The organism is Dyadobacter linearis (assembly GCF_907165045.1).
Taxonomy (GTDB): Bacteria; Bacteroidota; Bacteroidia; order Cytophagales; family Spirosomataceae; genus Dyadobacter; species Dyadobacter linearis.
Genome location: NZ_CAJRAU010000003.1, coordinates 859,056 through 875,838 on the forward strand (window position 1 = coordinate 859,056; position 16,783 = coordinate 875,838).

Consider the following 16,783-nt stretch of genomic DNA (forward strand, 5'->3'; position numbering starts at 1 on the left):
AGCAAATACCAACAGTTTTGTTAATTTTGTGGGCTTGGAAGGCTCGTAGAATTCCTCTTTTCGAAACAAATACCTGTGAATCAAACCGTTAAAGAGTTAAGCTCTTTTTTATCTCTCCCCCAAAAAATCATCATTACGATGCACCGTGATCCCGACGCCGACGCTTTGGGATCTTCGCTCGGGTGGGCAAATTATTTGGTAAAAAAAGGCCACGATGTAACTGTAATCAGCCCGACTGACTATACCGCGAATCTCAAATGGATGATTGGCCCGGACGGTGTACTTGTTTATGAAAAAGCCACAGAGCAAGCCAAATGCAAGCAAAAGATTCAGGAAGCTACATTAATCTGCTGTCTGGATTTTTCTGCATTGTCACGCCTGAAAGATCTTGGTAAAGTGGTCCAGGATGCGCCTGCCCCTAAATTAATGATCGACCATCATCTCGAACCGGAGCATTTCGCGAAGTGGATGATCTGGGATACCAATGCTGCCGCGACCGCTCAGCTGGTTTATGCATTGATCAAAGAGCTGGAAGCTGATGCGCCGGTCCGGCAGATTTTCGATATTCCTATGGCCGAATACCTCTACGCGGGTATTATGACTGATACCGGCTCGTTCCGACATGGCAATGTGACGGCTGATGTTCACCTCGCAGTCGCTGATTTAATGCTCACCGGATTTGATTCAAGCCGGGTTCACAGGCTGATTTACGACAATGCACCCCTTTCCAGGCTTCAATTCCTTGGATATGTGCTTTCTCAAAAACTGGTGGTGAATGCAAAATACAGAACTGCATATATGGTACTTACCGAGGCCGAGCTGCAAAAATTCAATTCGAGCACAGGCGAAACGGAAGGTATTGTCAACTACGGTTTGCAGGTTGAAAATGTAGTGATGTCGGCAATGTTCATCGAGCGGAAAGGTGAGATAAAAATCTCGTTCAGATCGGTCGGATCGTTTTCTGTGAGAGATTTGGCCAGTGCGCATTTCAACGGTGGCGGACATAAGAATGCGAGCGGAGGAAGATCAGAACAGTCAGTGAATGAAACGGTTGACTATTTTTTAAGCATTCTTCCCTTATACGAACAAGCCCTTTTAAGCGTTGACTAAACTTACAATTGATATATCAAAATTTACAAGTATCTCATAATTAACAATCCAATGAATCTTAAAACAATCGGTTATGCGATGGGCATAACTATTCTGGCAGCTTCTTGCAACAAGTACCGGACGCAGGTTACTGATAGCGGCCTTAAATATCAAATCTTCGACCACGAAGATGATGCGAGAAAAGCGAAGCTGGGAGATATTATGTCTTTCCATCTGGTTTTGAAAAATGGTACTGATTCAACACTTCGGGATACTTACAAAGAAGGCAACCCGGTGAAAATGGTATTGCAGGCTCCTCCTTTCAAAGGAAGTTTTGAAGAAGGTCTTGCGATGCTGGCAACCGGCGACAGCGCGAAATTCATGATCAATGCAGATACATTGTTTGCGAAAATGATGCAGCCAATGCCTCCAATGATCAAAAAAGGATCGGAAATCAGTTTTACAGTGAAGGTATTGAGCGTTTTGACTTCTGAGGAATTCCAGAAACAACAATCAGAAGCAGGCTCAAAACAAAAAGGTATTGACGCAAAAGTGATCGACAATTTCCTGGCTAAAAATAACCTTGCTGCAAAAGCAAGAAAAACTGCTTCGGGACTTGTATACGTGCCTCAGGTGGAAGGCTCAGGAGCCAGCCCGGTTTCCGGAGATGCCGTGAAAGTACATTATACAGGTAAATTCCTGGACGGAAAAGAGTTTGACAGTTCTAAAAATCAGGGAAAACCACTTGATCTGCAGGTAGGTCAGGGAATGGTGATTCCAGGTTGGGAAGAAGGTATTATGTTGATGAAAAAAGGCGAAAAAGGACTTTTGATCATTCCTTCGGGCCTTGCTTACGGTCCGGAAGCTTACGGCCCGATCCCAGGCAACTCGGTATTGCAATTTGAAATGGAGTTGATCGATTTCTCAAAAGGGCAACCTGCACCAGCAGGCCCTCCGGTAACACCTCCGGCGAGATAATCAGAATGAATATATTGAACGGCCACTTCACAAGAGTGGCCGTTTTTTTGTGTAAAATGCGCTGACATTCATTTACGCATTTTATGAAACTTTGCTTCGCTACCAATAATTTAAACAAGCTCACCGAAATACAGGCGCTGCTCGGCGACCAGTTTGAGCTCGTCACGCTGGCCGACATTGGCTGTGATGTCGACATTCCGGAACCTTACGATACCATTTCTGAAAACTCGCGTGGAAAGGCGGCTTATGTATACGAGAATTTCCAAATAGAATGTTTCGCCGACGATACGGGCTTGGAAGTAACTGCATTAAATGGCGAGCCTGGTGTAAAATCTGCCAGATATGCGGGCGCCCAGCGCAACTCCGACGACAATATCAACCTCCTGCTTCAAAAGCTTTCCTCACTTCCCGATAAGAGCGCGCGTTTCGTTACCGTGATTACGCTGGTTTTGAATGGTGAATTTCACCAATTTGAAGGGATAGTGGAGGGGAAAATCATAGCAGAGAAAAGAGGAACAAATGGTTTTGGTTACGATCCTGTTTTTGTTCCAGATGATTTTGACAGAACATTTGCCGAAATGACATTAGAGGAAAAGTCAAAACTGAGTCACCGGGCGCGGGCATTTGCGAAGCTGGTCGACTTTTTGAAGACCAACCCTATTGATTCCCAACTTTAACAATTATGCATTATGCAAGAATTCAATCCGGCAGATTATCGTGTCGACGGTTCCAAAAAATTTGATATTAAAAAGGCTAAGACCCGGTTTAAAGACATTTACGACAGTAAGGAAGAGTACGAACTAATGCAACAGGAGCAGGCGAAAGAGCTGGACGAACTGCAAAGTATGATGTACGCACACAATCGATACGGGTTGCTGGTCATATTTCAGGCAATGGACGCGGCGGGAAAGGACGGGACGATCAAACATGTGCTTTCGGGCGTAAATCCGGTGGGCATTAAGATTCATTCCTTCAAGAGACCTACTGAAACCGAACTAAGCCACGATTTCCTGTGGCGCACCAACCAGGTACTTCCTCAGCGCGGCACAATCACAATTTTCAATCGAAGCTATTATGAAGAAGTACTCATTGTGAAGGTTGAGCCTGATATTTTGACTAAGTCACAAAAGCTGCCTCTTGAACTGACAGAAGATCTTGATAAAGTTTGGAAACACCGGTATTCTGACATTCGTCATCTTGAAAAATACCTTTACCGAAATGGTATCCGGGTAATCAAATTCTTCCTGAATGTATCAAAGGAAGAGCAGGCTGAGCGATTGATCGAGCGAATTGAGGACCCGTCAAAGAACTGGAAATTTGATGAGCAGGATGTGGAAGTCCGCGCGAAATGGGATGAATATATGGACGCTTATAATGATTGTATTAATGAAACAGCGTCTGAGAAAGCGCCCTGGTATGTAGTGCCGGCTGACGATAAAAAGAATATGCGGCTTTGCGTGTCGAAGATTATTGCAGCTGAACTTAAAGATATGAAAATGGCGTATCCCTCTCCCGAAAACGGACAGGTACTCGATCATTTTATTGATGTAATCAAAAAGCAGAACGGATAGGAAAATCTTGAATTTGACTCATAAAAAAGCGGCCGATAAAATATCGGCCGCTTCCATAGCTATGCATGGTGTGAAGTTGTATTCTTATTTGATAGTGAAATTTCCACCACCTATTTTGTAACCCTCAGCGTATAACTCAACGTTATATTTTCCTGGACGGAACTGAGAAGCGTTGTCATAAAGCAATTCAACTTTCTGGTTGTTGTTTTGGTATGCTACCGATTCACGTGCTGTGAATTTCGACGGCGCTCCGTCAACTTCAAACTCTCCTGAGCCAGTCGCATCGTCTGCGATAACAGCTCCCTGAGGATCCAGAACTCTTACATAAATGTCTTTTGATTCCTGAGCAGTAAGCTCGTTTTCAGGCAGGTTGAAAACCAGTTTCAACTTATCAACTTTTTTGCCTTTGTATTCTTCTTTGTCTTTCACCTTACCTCTTGAATTCACAGTAAGGATTTTCAGGTTCTGAGCTCTCAATGCGGCAGCTTTGCTTACTTTATCACTTAGTTCTCTGTTAGCAGCAGTAAACGTTACCACTGAGTCAGTCAGTTCAGTCTGGCGTTGAACCAGTCTTTCACGTTCGCTGGTCAATGTACCAACGTGAGTGCTCAAAGAATCGTTAGAAGCTACCAAATGCTCGTTTTCAGCCTTCAACTGAGCGATCATTTCGTCTTTCTCAACCAGGAATTTTTCATATTCCTTGATTTTGCCCAGGTACTTGTTAGTTTCAACTCTTTTGCTTTTGCTGAAAGCCAATTTATCTGCTTCCAGTTTCTCTTTCATTTTGGTCAGCTCTGTAATATCACCGCCCAATTTTTCTACTTCTGCAATTTTTGAATCAAGAACTGTGGATATCGAATCCAGTTTAGTTTTGGTCACAGCCAACTCCCGTGCTTTTTCGACTACCATTGATTCCTGTTGTGTCAACTCTTGCTTCTGAGTTGTAAACAAGTAGCCAAACATGGCTGTTGCTAGCCCAAGGACAACTACCATCGCCCAAGCTATGCTTTGCTTATTTTTCTGTTCTTGTTGCATTGAATATTAAATTTATTTGTGATTTAGTTTTCATGTGACAGGTTAAGTCCCGGGTCTACATGGTTTCGCAAGGTATTCAACCAATTCTATGCCGAATTTGTAAAAACAGATAGATAGTCTACCCGCAAGCAGATTCAGTTTCTAGGAATAATACCAGAAAAAAAGCCTAAATGTCTTTATTTAAAGATTTTTTCGAGGAAAATTCTCGACACGAAATAAGTTGGCTAATGCACGTTACAATGCATTGTTGACTAGCAAATTGGGTAATGTTTACCCAACTTATGGTGTAAGCGTACAGAGAGAAAGCTGCGAAAAACCCGCTATTGTCCTATTTTTGATGAGATAGTGAAGTGCTTCGGCTCCATGAAGATAAGCTTTTGATAGCCGGTTACTGAATAGGACGAAATTTGAGGAAGATTGTTCTTGAAAGAACAGGAAAGTTCTATGCTCTTTTCAGACTGATAAATTCTATTTTCAGACTTAATAATTGCTTTAACCAATACCGGCGACTTCACTAATGTGTCCGTCACTATTTTGAGATAGCGTACCGGCAGATCAGCATTGTCTTTCAGCCGATACTCAAATGTAGCCGAATCCTGTCTCGTCACATTGTAGCTCTGCGCATACGAAGGCTTGTTGATATCAGCTTGAAGAAACAGACCAAGCTCCTTCTCCCAATCAATTCCGGTAGATTGAATGGTTTGCTCCTCTCCGTCCAGCTTAGCCTTTTTGATTACCAGCGGCTTTTTTTCTTTCAGATATACAATCTGATTTTCTACAAAGCTCCGCAAATCGTAATAAGCTTTTTCATGCTTTTCGTCTGACTTGCGCTCGTCGCAACTGACAAAAATGAGGCTCGCCAAGATAGCGAACATGTAACTGATGAAGGAAATCCTGATAATAGAGCAACGCATATTTAAAAAAACAGAGAGCTGTTTTGGCTCTCTGTGGTCAACAAGATTTGTAGTTGTTAAGTTTAAAGAATGCTGACTCCCGTCATTTCCTCTGGCTTTGGAATGTCCATTAAAGCCAAAATCGTAGGAGCAATATCAGCTAATTTCCCGTCTTTAAGCGGCAATTGATAAGTATTATCAACTAATATACAAGGTACCAGATTCAATGAGTGGGCAGTATTCGGCGAACCGTCGTCATTCGACATATAATCCGAATTCCCGTGATCTGCGATAATAATGGAAGAATATCCGTGGTTCAAACCAGTTGTTACCACTGCCTGAACGCATTGATCCACAGTCTCGCAAGCTTTTACAGCTGCCTCGAAAACGCCGGTATGCCCTACCATGTCGGGATTCGCGAAATTAAGACAAACGAAATCCACATCACCTTTTTCCAACTCGGGAACGATCGCATCACGAATACCAAAAGCGGACATTTCAGGTTGCAGATCGTAGGTAGCTACTTTCGGAGACGGGCAAAGCAGGCGGCTTTCACCTTCAAAAGGTTTTTCTCTTCCTCCTGAGAAAAAGAAAGTCACGTGCGGATACTTCTCGGTTTCAGCAATGCGGATCTGCTTTTTGCCTGCGCCTTCCAGTACTTCCCCCAGTGTATTGTTGAGGTTATCTTTATCAAAAATGACATCTACTCCCTGGTAAGTATCGTCATAATTTGTCATTGTAACATATCTAAGATTCAGCTTGTGCATATTTTGCTCATGAAAATCCTGCTGTGTCAGAACTTCCGTGATCTCTCTTCCGCGGTCTGTTCGGAAATTGAAACATAGCACTACATCCCCGTCTTCAATCACTGCAATAGGATTGCCCAGTGCGTCTGTGGCAATTATCGGCATAATAAATTCATCGGTTACACCTTCTTCGTACGAAGATTGAACAGCCTTCAAAACCTCCATTTCGGGAACGTGATTTCCTTCACTGTGAACCATCGCGTCATAGGCCAGCTTCACTCGCTCCCATCTTTTATCACGGTCCATTGCATAATAACGGCCTGTAACGCTTGCCAGCCTGCCGGTCGTTTTGCTCATGGAGTCTTTCAGATCCGTTAGAAACCCTAATCCGCTTTTCGGATCACAATCTCTTCCGTCTGTAAAAGCATGTACAAAAACGTTTTCAAGGCCACGGTTTGCAGCAATTGCGCAAAGCCCTTTCAAATGCTCAATATGTGAATGCACCCCACCGTCGGATACCAGACCGATGAAATGCAGCTTTTTATTGTTCACTTTTGCATAGTCCAAAGCATCGGTCAATGCTTTTTCCTGGGCCAGAGTACCTTCTGAGACAGCCAGATTAATCTTTACAAGATCCTGGTAAACAACTCTACCTGCTCCCAGATTGGTATGACCTACTTCGGAATTCCCCATTTGCCCTTCGGGCAAGCCAACTGCCAGGCCACTTGCCTGCAATCTGCTATGCGGATATTTTTGAAGAATAGAATCGTAAAACGGAGTATTTGCAGCGACAATGGCTGAACGGTTCTCCTCGCTTGATTTTGCGATTCCCCAACCGTCCATGATGATGAGAATTACTTTCCTGCTCAATGTGGTTAATATTAAATTGTTATCCAGCGAACCTCGGCTCACTCTTCTTTTTTTCTTTCTATCGGCTGATTGTTTTCGTCAACTATCACGAAAACCTGTTCATTTGGCTTCCGCATGAGAAATTTCTCACGGGCCCATTTTTCAACCATTTTCGGATTCCCGAAAACCTCGTTTCTTTCTTCAGTGACCTTTGCGATTTTGTCCAACAGCTTCGCTTTCTCGCCTTCCAGCTCCTTCATTTTCATCCGGTTGGAAAAGACGATACGCGCATTGTTGTTATCCAGAAACAATACCCAAATCAGCCACGCGACCAGCGTAGCGACGTAGAAATTTTTCAAGGTTTGGAAAGACCAGAATGAGTTACTTTTCATCAGCACTACCCTAAAATGAGAACCGGAGCGCTAGGCTCCGGTCTCGGTTAATCAGAATTTCAATCCTGGGAAATAAGCGCTTTCTCCAAGCTCTTCTTCGATGCGAAGTAGCTGGTTGTATTTCGCCATTCGGTCAGAGCGTGAAGCTGAACCGGTTTTGATCTGGCCGGTATTCAATGCAACAGCAAGGTCAGCGATCGTTGAATCTTCCGTTTCACCAGATCTGTGCGACATAATGCTCTTGTAGCTGTTACGTTTTGCAAGATTTACGGTATCAATAGTTTCCGTCAGAGAACCGATCTGGTTTACTTTTACTAAAACAGCATTTGCAATATTAGATTCAATTCCTTGTTGCAGGCGGGTTACATTCGTAACGAAAAGATCATCTCCAACAAGCTGGCATTTGCTGCCAACAGAGTCGGTCAAAGTTTTCCAACCTGCCCAATCGTCCTCGTCCATTCCATCTTCAATAGAGATAATTGGATATTTGGCAACCCACTGAGTCCAATAGTCAGCCATTTCAGGAGATGTCAGTTTACGACCATCTGATTTTTTGAAGTGATAGAAACCATCTTCGTAAAATTCAGAAACAGCAGCATCCATTGCAATGAAAATTTCTTCACCTGGCTTGTAACCCGCTTTTTCAATAGCCTGGATCACAATTTCAATCGCCTCTTCGTTCGACTTGATATTCGGTGCAAATCCACCTTCGTCACCTACGTTGGTAGAATAACCTTTGCTTTTCAATACAGTTTTAAGTGTATGGAAAACCTCAACGCCCATGCGCAATGCCTGTGAGAAAGTATCCGCTTTGGCTGGCATGATCATAAATTCCTGGAAATCAATAGAGTTGTCTGCGTGACTTCCTCCGTTCAGGATATTCATCATCGGCACCGGCAATGTATTCGCATTGGTACCGCCGATATAACGGTAAAGTGGCAGATTTGCCTCTTGTGCAGCAGCTTTGGCAGCAGCAAGCGAAACGCCAAGGATTGCATTAGCACCCAACTTGCTCTTGTTAGGAGTGCCGTCGAGTTCCAGCATGATCTTATCTATAAGGTTTTGCTCAAATACAGAGCAACCGATCAATTCCGGGAAAATGATATCGTTTACATTTTCAACTGCCTGCAAAACTCCTTTTCCAACATAAACGCTCTTGTCGTCGTCGCGAAGCTCAACCGCCTCGTGTTTTCCAGTTGAGGCGCCAGAAGGAACAGCAGCACGTCCTAGATAGCCATTCTCGGTACGAATATCAACTTCTACGGTTGGGTTTCCTCTTGAATCCAGAATTTGTCTTGCATGTACTGACTGAATCGTACTCATTTGCAGCTTATTTTTTGATTATTATTGAATATGTTAACGCCTACAAAATAACACAAAAAAATCGTCATCCATAAACGCCAATTTACTTTTGGCTAAATTTGCAATGCAATAACGCAACCCATTTTTATGAAAATACTAAGTGCATTCGTGTTGCTGATCGGGGCGGCAATTACAACTGCCTCCGCGCAGACAGTATTGAGCCCGGACGAATTCGAGCGTAAGATTTCAACAACTAAGGAAATCCAATTGCTTGATGTGCGTACGCCGGAAGAGTACGAAGAAGGACATTTGGCGAACTCCAAAAACCTGAATTATAAGGATGCAGATTTCCGGCAGCAGGTAAACAAGCTGGATAAGAATAAGCCGGTTTATGTGTATTGTCTCTCGGGTGGAAGAAGTGGCGCTGCTGCAAAAATGTTAGCCGAAAGTGGCTTTGCAGAGGTTTACGATATGAAAGGCGGCTATATGAAGTGGACTTCGGCAGGCAAAAAAACGGAAGGTTCGTCAAAAAGCGACGCGAATAAAGGAATGTCGAACACGAAATTTCAGCAGTTAGTTAGTTCTGAAAAGGTAGTATTGATTGATTTTTTCGCGCCTTGGTGTGCGCCGTGTCAAAAAATGTTACCGACAGTAAAGAAGCTTACTTCTGAATATAAAGGGAAGGTGAAAATCGAAACTATCGATTATGATCAAAATAAGGCACTTGCGAAAGAGCTTAAAATCGAAGAAGTTCCTGTGTTCTTGGTGTATAAAGACGGCAAGTTGATCAATCGCAAAAGTGGACTATTAACCGAAGCAGATTTCAGGGAATTGCTTGACTCGAATTTGTAAGCACTAGAAGTAAAAACCTCCGCGTTTTGGTTATAATGCCAGAAGCGGAGGTTTTTTATGCTAGCTAGTTTTCAATAGCTTGATGAATTCGTCAAAAAGGTAACGAGAATCATGCGGCCCAGGAGAAGCTTCCGGGTGATACTGTACTGAAAAAGCCGGGTAATCTTTCCGTCTTATTCCTTCAATCGTATTATCATTCAAATTCACGTGCGTGATCTCAATATCCGGATGATCTTCTATTTCCCCGGGATTTACCGCAAAACCGTGATTTTGTGAAGTAATTTCGCATAAACCAGTAACAAGGTTTTTCACCGGGTGGTTGAGACCTCTGTGTCCATGGTGCATTTTATAAGTGTTGATACCACTTGATAATGCAAGCAACTGGTGGCCAAGGCATATTCCAAATAGCGGTTTGCTGCTTTTGATCATTTGATTCACACTTTCCACTGCATAAAGCATTGCAGACGGATCTCCCGGTCCGTTGGAAATAAAGAATCCGTCCGGCTGCCATTCCATTACCTCTTCAAAAGGAGTTTTTGCCGGGAAAACTTTGCAATAACAACCGCGGGAAGTAAGGTTCGAAAGAATACTTTTTTTGATTCCGTAATCCATTACTGCTATTCTCCACTGGCTTCCCGCTTCATCACCGACAAAGTAAGGCTCGGTAGTTGTCACTTCCGACGAAAGTTCGAGCCCATCCATAGATGGTATTTTTTTCAATTCTTCCATCAGCAGCGCCTCATCCAGGATCTCCGAAGAAATAATCGCATTCATCACACCTTTTTGTCTGACATGCCTTACCAAATGCCTGGTATCCACATTACTGATACCGACAATTTGAGACCTCTCGAAGTATTCCTGCAGCGAAAAATCCGCAGTATCTCTTGAGTAAATAGCTGAAAACGTGTTGCAGACCATACCCCGAATCTTTACAGACCCGGATTCTTCCTCATCATCCAGCTGCACTCCATAATTACCAATATGAGAATTGGTATTGACTATAATTTGTCCATAATATGACGGATCAGTATAAATCTCCTGATAGCCCGTCATGCCGGTGTTAAAGCAAATTTCGCCACCGGTCGTTCCACGCATTCCTAGAGCTAGACCTTTGTATGCTGTTCCGTCTTCAAGCAACAACAGAGCTTCCTTTTTCTGATTCATATATGGTTTATCGATTTTTCTTTCAAACAGACGATAATTTGCTAGTCGCCAAAATCGGTGCAAAAATACAGTTTTTCGCGCATAAAAAAGGGTTAAACGAAAACGTTTAACCCTTTGTATATTTTAATAGGTCTCCAATTACGCTTTGTCAGTGTTTTCAGATGACTCTTCATTCTTAGGAGTTTCATCAACAGCTGGTTCAGATTCTTCAACTATTGGATGATCTTCTTTCTTAACTGGCGCAGCAGCAATTGTTGTTTCAACAGCGTCGTCTGTACCTTTTTTGTTACCCCCTCTTCTACTACGACGAGTTTTAGCTGGCTTGTCAGCATTTGCAAGTAGTAATGCATCGTTGAAATCAACCAACTCAATCAGTGCAGTTTCAGCAGCATCACCAAGTCTGTTACCAAGCTTGATAATACGTGTGTAACCACCTGGGCGAGACGCAATTTTATCAGATACCGTTCCGAAAAGCTCTTTTGTAGATTCTTTGTCGTTCAAGTAAGAGAATACAATTCTCCTGTTGTGAGTAGTATCTTCTTTTGCGCGAGTAAGCAAAGGCTCAACGTATGTACGAAGTTCTTTTGCCTTAGCGAGGGTTGTTTCAATTCTTTTGTGGAGAATCAACGAGGAAGCCATATTCGATAGCATCGCCTTGCGGTGAGATGCTGTTCTTCCTAAGTGATTACCTTTCTTACCGTGTCTCATTGTTTTGTTGTTTAGTTGCTTCGAGCTGCGACTTGCGCGCTACAGAATACATACTTATGATGGAATAATTGTCAATCCTCGTCCAGGCGATATTTGGCTACATCCATTCCGAAAGTAAGTTGTTTGTCAGCTACTAGCTGCTCCAACTCAGTCAGGGACTTTTTACCAAAATTGCGGAATTTCATCATGTCAGAAATTTCCAACCTTACCAAATCACCAAGTGATTTAACATCAGCTGATTTCAGACAGTTATATGCACGTACAGAAAGATCCAGTTCCGATAAAGAAGTTTTCAAAAGCTTTCTCATACGTAACATTTCTTCATCTACCTGATTATCCTCTTCTGCCTTTTGTTTCTCAAAGGTCATTGTCTGGTCTGAGAATAGCATAAAGTGTTGAATCAAGATATTGGCTGCTCCTTTCAGGGCATCCTCGGGATGTATAGATCCGTCAGTTTGGATATCGATCAAAAGACGTTCGTAGTCTGTCCGTTGTTCAACACGCGTATTTTCGACGCTATATTTTACATTCTTAATAGGTGTGTAGATAGAATCTACGGCGATATATCCGAATGGCAATTCGTTTGCACGAGGTTCGTCAGCTGGAACATAACCTCTGCCTTTATCCAGCAAAAGCTCCATTTCGAACTCCTTCTGATCGTCAATATGACAAATGATCTGGTCTGGATTCAGAACTTCAAATGCATTTGTAAATTTGCCAATGTCGCCAGCTGTTATTGCAGAAACATTTTTAAGACTTACAACTATCCTGCTTTCACTTAAATCAGAAACTTTTTTAAATCGAACCATTTTCAGGTTCAGGATGATTTCAGTAACATCCTCAACAATACCCTCGATAGAAGAAAATTCGTGAAGCACGCCGGGAAACTTCACACTCGTAATGGCGTAACCCTCCAAAGAAGAAAGAAGTATTCTACGTAACGCATTACCAATTGTTACGCCGTATCCTTTCTCTAAAGGCTTAAACTCAAACAACCCGTGAAAGTCATCTGCTTTTTCCATGACGACCTTATCAGGCATTTGGAAAGCTAATATTGACATAGTCTTTGGTCCTTTTATAGTAGTAAATGATAGTTGATCACGCTACCGTTACCTTTGCGATCGCAAATTGCCGTTAACGGCTAAAAAGTACTTTCCCGTTGCCGGGAAAGTACCAGAATTATGAAGATTATTATTTAGAATACAACTCAACGATAAGTTGCTCGTTGATGTTTTCCGGAATCTGCTCACGTTCAGGGAACGTAACAAATTTGCCTGATAGTTGCTGACCATCCCACTCCAGCCAGTTAAATCCTCTGGAACTATGACCTGCCAAGCTTTCTGTAACAGATTCAAGTGACTTAGACTTTTCGCGAACGGTAACTACTTGTCCTGGACGAAGAGAGTAAGAAGGGATGTTTACGATTTCACCATCCACAAGAATATGTTTGTGCGAGACCAATTGTCTTGCAGCTCTCCTTGTAGGAGCAATTCCAAGACGGTACACAGTGTTGTCAAGACGAGCTTCACAATATTTCAGAAGATTCTCACCAGTGATACCTTCTTTCACAGAAGCTTTTTCAAAAAGATTACGGAATTGTCTTTCAAGAATACCGTAGATGAATTTCACTTTCTGTTTCTCCATCAACTGTAACGCGTACTCCGATTTCTTGGAGCGGCGACCCTTTCCGTGCATGCCGGGAGGATAATTTTTCTTTGCAAGCGCTTTGCTTGGACCCATGATGGGCTCTCCATAACGTCTTGCAATCTTCGATTTGGGACCTGTATAACGTGCCATTAAAACCTATTTTATTTATTATAATTAATTAAAACCATTCCGTAACCCCAGTGTCCAAATTACGAATGGATGATATTGTACTATACTCTACGGCGTTTTGGGGGACGGCAGCCGTTGTGTGGAAGTGGTGTGATATCACGGATTGTCATCACCTCAATTCCAGCATTCTGAATCGTACGAATTGCCGATTCACGGCCGGATCCTGGTCCTTTAACAAAAACCTCAGCCTTACGCATTCCCAGATCAAACGCAACTTGGGCTGCACTCTGAGCAGCTGTTTGCGCAGCATACGGAGTATTTTTCTTTGATCCGCGGAATCCCATCTTACCAGCAGAACCCCAGGAAATAACCTGGCCGTTATTATTGGTAATAGAGATAATTATATTATTGAAAGATGCCTTGATGTGGACCTGACCAACAGATTCAACAACAACCACTCTCTTTTTTGCTTTATCTTTTCTTTTATTTTGTGCCATTGCTTGAGGAATAAGTGTGGACTAACCACTGCTCATTGTTTATTTAGTAGCCTTTTTCTTGTTAGCGATTGTCTTGCGCTTACCCTTACGAGTACGAGAGTTATTTTTAGTTCTCTGTCCGCGCAACGGCAATCCCTTACGATGACGAAGGCCTCTGTAACAAGCAATATCCATCAAGCGCTTAATGCTCAATTGAACTTCCGACTTCAGTGCACCCTCCACTTTGTATTCTCCAGCAATAACCGCACGAATCGCACCTGATTCGTCGTCTGTCCAGTCGAGAACTTTTTTATTCAAATCAACTCCCGCCTTGTCGAGTATCTTCTTAGCAGAACTGCGACCGATTCCGAAAATATACGTTAAAGAAATTTCGCCTCTTTTACGGTCGGGAATATCAACTCCTGAAATACGTGCCATATGATTAACCTTGTCTTTGTTTATACCGTGGGTTCTTCTTATTAATTACATATACCTTCCCCTTACGGCGTATAACTTTGCAGTCCTCACTGCGCTTTTTAACTGATGCTTTGACTTTCATCTGAGTATACTTAAGTGTTAATTTGAGGTGATCGACTCCTTATTTGTATCGGTAGGTAATTCTTGCCTTAGATAAGTCATAAGGAGACATTTCTAATTTTACACGGTCTCCCGGTAATATCTTTATATAGTGCATTCTCATCTTTCCTGAAATATGCGCTATAACTTCATGCTTGTTTTCTAATATAACCCGAAACATTGCATTTGATAATGCTTCAAGAATTACTCCATCTTGTTCGATTGATGCCTGTTTTGCCATTCGTAGCGTTAATTACTTTACTTCCACCATTAGGCTGGTATTGGCCGTCACTTTTTCTATATAATCGAATGTTGTCAGAATCTCTGCTTTCCCCTTCCTCACTACAACTGTATGTTCGAAATGGGCAGAATATTTACGATCGGTTGTCCTGATTGTCCATCCATCCCGCTCCTGCATAACCGCTTTGGTACCGAGATTAATCATAGGTTCGATCGCCAACACCATTCCTTCACGCAACTTCACTCCCTTTCCGCGTTTGCCATAGTTTGGAACTTCCGGACTCTCGTGAAGGTCTCTTCCAACTCCGTGTCCTACTAACTCTCGTACTACTGAATAACCTCGCTCTTCAACAAAGCTCTGGATTGCATAGCCAACGTCCCCCATCCTTAATCCATCAACCGCCTGATCAATGCCTTTGTAAAGAGACTTTTTCGTAGCAGTCAAAAGATCCATAACTTCGCTGGAAACTTCGCCGACAGGATATGTGTAAGCACTATCACTATGGTAACCTTTCAACTTAACACCGCAGTCGATAGAAATGATATCCCCATCTTTTAATATGTAGTTTCCAGGAAAACCATGAACAACTACTTCATTAACTGATATGCAGAGAGAAGCTGGAAAATTGTTAAAACCTTTAAAAGAAGGTATACCTCCAAACTCCCTAATATATTCTTCTGCAACAGTATCTAGTTTTTTCGTTGCTACTCCGGGTTTAACCCAGGTCGCCACTTCCGCATGAGCCTTGCCTAGAACCTGTGCACTTTCTTTTATTAACTCTATTTCTTCTTCCGTCTTCAGATAAATCATTTTCCTCAGATAGCGACGGTCTCCGTTCTACCTTTTACTCTTCCTGATTTCATTAAACCTTCATACCGACGCATGAGAAGATAACTTTCTACCTGCTGCAACGTATCCAATACAACACCTACCATAATCAACAGAGACGTTCCTCCAAAAAAGTGAGCGAAGTCTGTAGACACGCCCAACAAACTCGCAAAGGCAGGTAGTGTTGCGACGATCGCTAACATAATCGAACCCGGAAATGTAATCCTATCAAGTATAGAACTGATATATTCAGAGGTCTGCTGACCAGGTTTTACGCCGGGAATAAATCCACCACCTCTTTTCATATCGTCTGCTATCTGCTGAGGATTAACTGATATAGCAGTATAGAAAAATGTAAAAACTATTATCAACACTGCAAAGAGCAGATTGTACTGCCAGGTAGTATAATTAGCGAAAATGGTAGCCACATCGCTTGCAAAATCACTTTTCTCAGCAAAATAGGATGCACCTAATGAAGGAATGAACATAAGCGCCTGAGCAAAAATAATCGGCATCACACCTGCAGCGTTTAGCTTCAATGGCAAATACTGGCGTTGACCGCCCATAACCCTGTTACCAACTACCTGCTTCGCATACTGAATAGGAATTCTCCGTACAGCCTGGGTAAGCATTACAGCACCCATGATTACAAAGTAAAGTGCTACGATTTCCAGAACGAATAAAAGGATCTGACCACTTCCACGGGAAACAAACTCTTTATAAATAGCGCCTGGAAATCTCGAAACAATACCAATCATGATTAGCATTGAGATTCCATTACCTATTCCCTTATCAGTAATTCTTTCTCCAAGCCACATACAAAACATTGTACCGGCTGTGAGTACAAAAACCGATGAGATGGAAAAAAGGCTTCTGCTAACAAGCAGAGCTTCGTCAGGAACGGTTGTATTCAAATAAGCAGTTCCCTGGACTAGTGTAACAACGATCGTCAATACCCGCGTAATCTGATTTAGCTTCTTACGACCCGACTCTCCTTCTTTCTGCATTTTCTGAAAATATGGCAAAGCCATAGTCAAAAGCTGTATCGCAATGGATGCAGAAATGTAAGGCATGATACCTAATGCAAAAATGGAAGCTTTACTAAAAGCTCCACCTAAGAAAGTATCTAAAAGACCCAATAGACCCTGCGTCGAAACATTCATCTGATCAGGTTCGACACCTGGCAAAGCAACGTAAGACCCCAGACGGAATATGGTTATAAACAAAAGAGTGTTGAGAATACGTGTTCTCAACTCCTCGATTGAAAATATATGCTTAATAGTCTCTAAAAATCTTTTCATTTTATG

At 42.5% G+C, this 16,783-nt stretch carries 20 protein-coding genes; 5 read left to right on the plus strand and 15 right to left on the minus strand.

The annotated features are described in order from the left end of the window. Positions 1 to 75 precede the first annotated feature (75 nt). The 4 genes from KOD92_RS13985 (at position 76) to KOD92_RS14000 (ending at position 3,638) form a co-directional block, all read left to right on the plus strand. On the plus strand, positions 76 to 1,110 hold the full coding sequence (locus KOD92_RS13985; RefSeq protein WP_215234184.1) for a DHH family phosphoesterase: 1,035 nt from the start codon (positions 76 to 78) through the stop codon (positions 1,108 to 1,110). Positions 1,111 to 1,161: 51 nt separating this feature from the next. After that, the gene (locus KOD92_RS13990) at positions 1,162 to 2,067 is read left to right on the plus strand and encodes an FKBP-type peptidyl-prolyl cis-trans isomerase (RefSeq protein WP_215234185.1); all 906 of its coding nucleotides are present in this window, start codon (positions 1,162 to 1,164) and stop codon (positions 2,065 to 2,067) included. 83 nt (positions 2,068 to 2,150) lie between these two features. Further along, positions 2,151 to 2,744: a non-canonical purine NTP diphosphatase gene (locus tag KOD92_RS13995; protein ID WP_215234186.1), complete on the plus strand. Its 594-nt coding sequence runs from the start codon at positions 2,151 to 2,153 to the stop codon at positions 2,742 to 2,744. Between the two features lie 12 nt (positions 2,745 to 2,756). Then, positions 2,757 to 3,638, plus strand: coding sequence for a polyphosphate kinase 2 family protein (locus tag KOD92_RS14000; protein ID WP_215234187.1), 882 nt, complete (start codon positions 2,757 to 2,759; stop codon positions 3,636 to 3,638). Positions 3,639 to 3,722: 84 nt separating this feature from the next. On the opposite strand, the gene KOD92_RS14005 is transcribed toward KOD92_RS14000, so the two are convergent. From KOD92_RS14005 to eno, 5 genes are all read right to left on the minus strand, one after another. Further along, positions 3,723 to 4,673, minus strand: coding sequence for a hypothetical protein (locus KOD92_RS14005; protein ID WP_215234188.1), 951 nt, complete (start codon positions 4,671 to 4,673; stop codon positions 3,723 to 3,725). A 320-nt stretch (positions 4,674 to 4,993) separates the two neighbouring features. Then, entirely contained in the window at positions 4,994 to 5,548 is a 555-nt protein-coding gene (locus KOD92_RS14010; RefSeq protein ID WP_215234189.1) for a hypothetical protein, read from the minus strand. A gap of 101 nt (positions 5,549 to 5,649) precedes the next feature. Beyond that, positions 5,650 to 7,182, minus strand: a complete 1,533-nt coding sequence (gene gpmI, locus KOD92_RS14015; RefSeq protein ID WP_215234190.1) for a 2,3-bisphosphoglycerate-independent phosphoglycerate mutase — start codon at positions 7,180 to 7,182, stop codon at positions 5,650 to 5,652. Between the two features lie 38 nt (positions 7,183 to 7,220). Then, on the minus strand, positions 7,221 to 7,553 hold the full coding sequence (locus KOD92_RS14020; RefSeq protein ID WP_215234191.1) for an FtsB family cell division protein: 333 nt from the start codon (positions 7,551 to 7,553) through the stop codon (positions 7,221 to 7,223). 51 nt (positions 7,554 to 7,604) lie between these two features. After that, positions 7,605 to 8,876, minus strand: a complete 1,272-nt coding sequence (gene eno, locus KOD92_RS14025) for a phosphopyruvate hydratase (RefSeq protein ID WP_215234192.1) — start codon at positions 8,874 to 8,876, stop codon at positions 7,605 to 7,607. 126 nt (positions 8,877 to 9,002) lie between these two features. Between eno and KOD92_RS14030 the strand changes: the two genes are divergently transcribed. Next, entirely contained in the window at positions 9,003 to 9,707 is a 705-nt protein-coding gene (locus KOD92_RS14030) for a thioredoxin domain-containing protein (RefSeq protein ID WP_215234193.1), read from the plus strand. Between the two features lie 60 nt (positions 9,708 to 9,767). Here KOD92_RS14030 and carA read toward each other — a convergent pair whose 3' ends face one another. The 10 genes from carA to secY form a co-directional block, all read right to left on the minus strand. Next, positions 9,768 to 10,871 carry a glutamine-hydrolyzing carbamoyl-phosphate synthase small subunit gene (gene carA / locus KOD92_RS14035; protein ID WP_215234194.1) on the minus strand — a complete coding sequence of 368 codons (1,104 nt, stop codon included), beginning with the start codon at positions 10,869 to 10,871 and terminating at the stop codon, positions 9,768 to 9,770. Positions 10,872 to 11,009: 138 nt separating this feature from the next. Further along, the gene (rplQ, locus tag KOD92_RS14040) at positions 11,010 to 11,579 is read right to left on the minus strand and encodes a 50S ribosomal protein L17 (protein ID WP_215234195.1); all 570 of its coding nucleotides are present in this window, start codon (positions 11,577 to 11,579) and stop codon (positions 11,010 to 11,012) included. Between the two features lie 71 nt (positions 11,580 to 11,650). Beyond that, complete coding sequence (locus KOD92_RS14045; RefSeq protein WP_215234196.1) at positions 11,651 to 12,640, minus strand: DNA-directed RNA polymerase subunit alpha; 990 nt, start codon at positions 12,638 to 12,640, stop codon at positions 11,651 to 11,653. Positions 12,641 to 12,770: 130 nt separating this feature from the next. Continuing rightward, on the minus strand, positions 12,771 to 13,376 hold the full coding sequence (gene rpsD, locus KOD92_RS14050) for a 30S ribosomal protein S4 (RefSeq protein WP_215234197.1): 606 nt from the start codon (positions 13,374 to 13,376) through the stop codon (positions 12,771 to 12,773). Between the two features lie 80 nt (positions 13,377 to 13,456). Next, on the minus strand, positions 13,457 to 13,852 hold the full coding sequence (gene rpsK, locus KOD92_RS14055) for a 30S ribosomal protein S11 (protein ID WP_149640536.1): 396 nt from the start codon (positions 13,850 to 13,852) through the stop codon (positions 13,457 to 13,459). A gap of 39 nt (positions 13,853 to 13,891) precedes the next feature. Continuing rightward, entirely contained in the window at positions 13,892 to 14,269 is a 378-nt protein-coding gene (gene rpsM / locus KOD92_RS14060; protein WP_215234198.1) for a 30S ribosomal protein S13, read from the minus strand. A 4-nt stretch (positions 14,270 to 14,273) separates the two neighbouring features. Then, positions 14,274 to 14,390, minus strand: coding sequence for a type B 50S ribosomal protein L36 (gene ykgO, locus KOD92_RS14065; RefSeq protein ID WP_015813811.1), 117 nt, complete (start codon positions 14,388 to 14,390; stop codon positions 14,274 to 14,276). A gap of 39 nt (positions 14,391 to 14,429) precedes the next feature. Beyond that, positions 14,430 to 14,648, minus strand: a complete 219-nt coding sequence (gene infA, locus KOD92_RS14070; protein WP_026631247.1) for a translation initiation factor IF-1 — start codon at positions 14,646 to 14,648, stop codon at positions 14,430 to 14,432. Between the two features lie 12 nt (positions 14,649 to 14,660). Beyond that, positions 14,661 to 15,458: a type I methionyl aminopeptidase gene (gene map, locus KOD92_RS14075; protein WP_215234199.1), complete on the minus strand. Its 798-nt coding sequence runs from the start codon at positions 15,456 to 15,458 to the stop codon at positions 14,661 to 14,663. A 5-nt stretch (positions 15,459 to 15,463) separates the two neighbouring features. After that, the gene (gene secY, locus KOD92_RS14080; RefSeq protein WP_215234200.1) at positions 15,464 to 16,777 is read right to left on the minus strand and encodes a preprotein translocase subunit SecY; all 1,314 of its coding nucleotides are present in this window, start codon (positions 16,775 to 16,777) and stop codon (positions 15,464 to 15,466) included. Positions 16,778 to 16,783 lie beyond the last annotated feature (6 nt).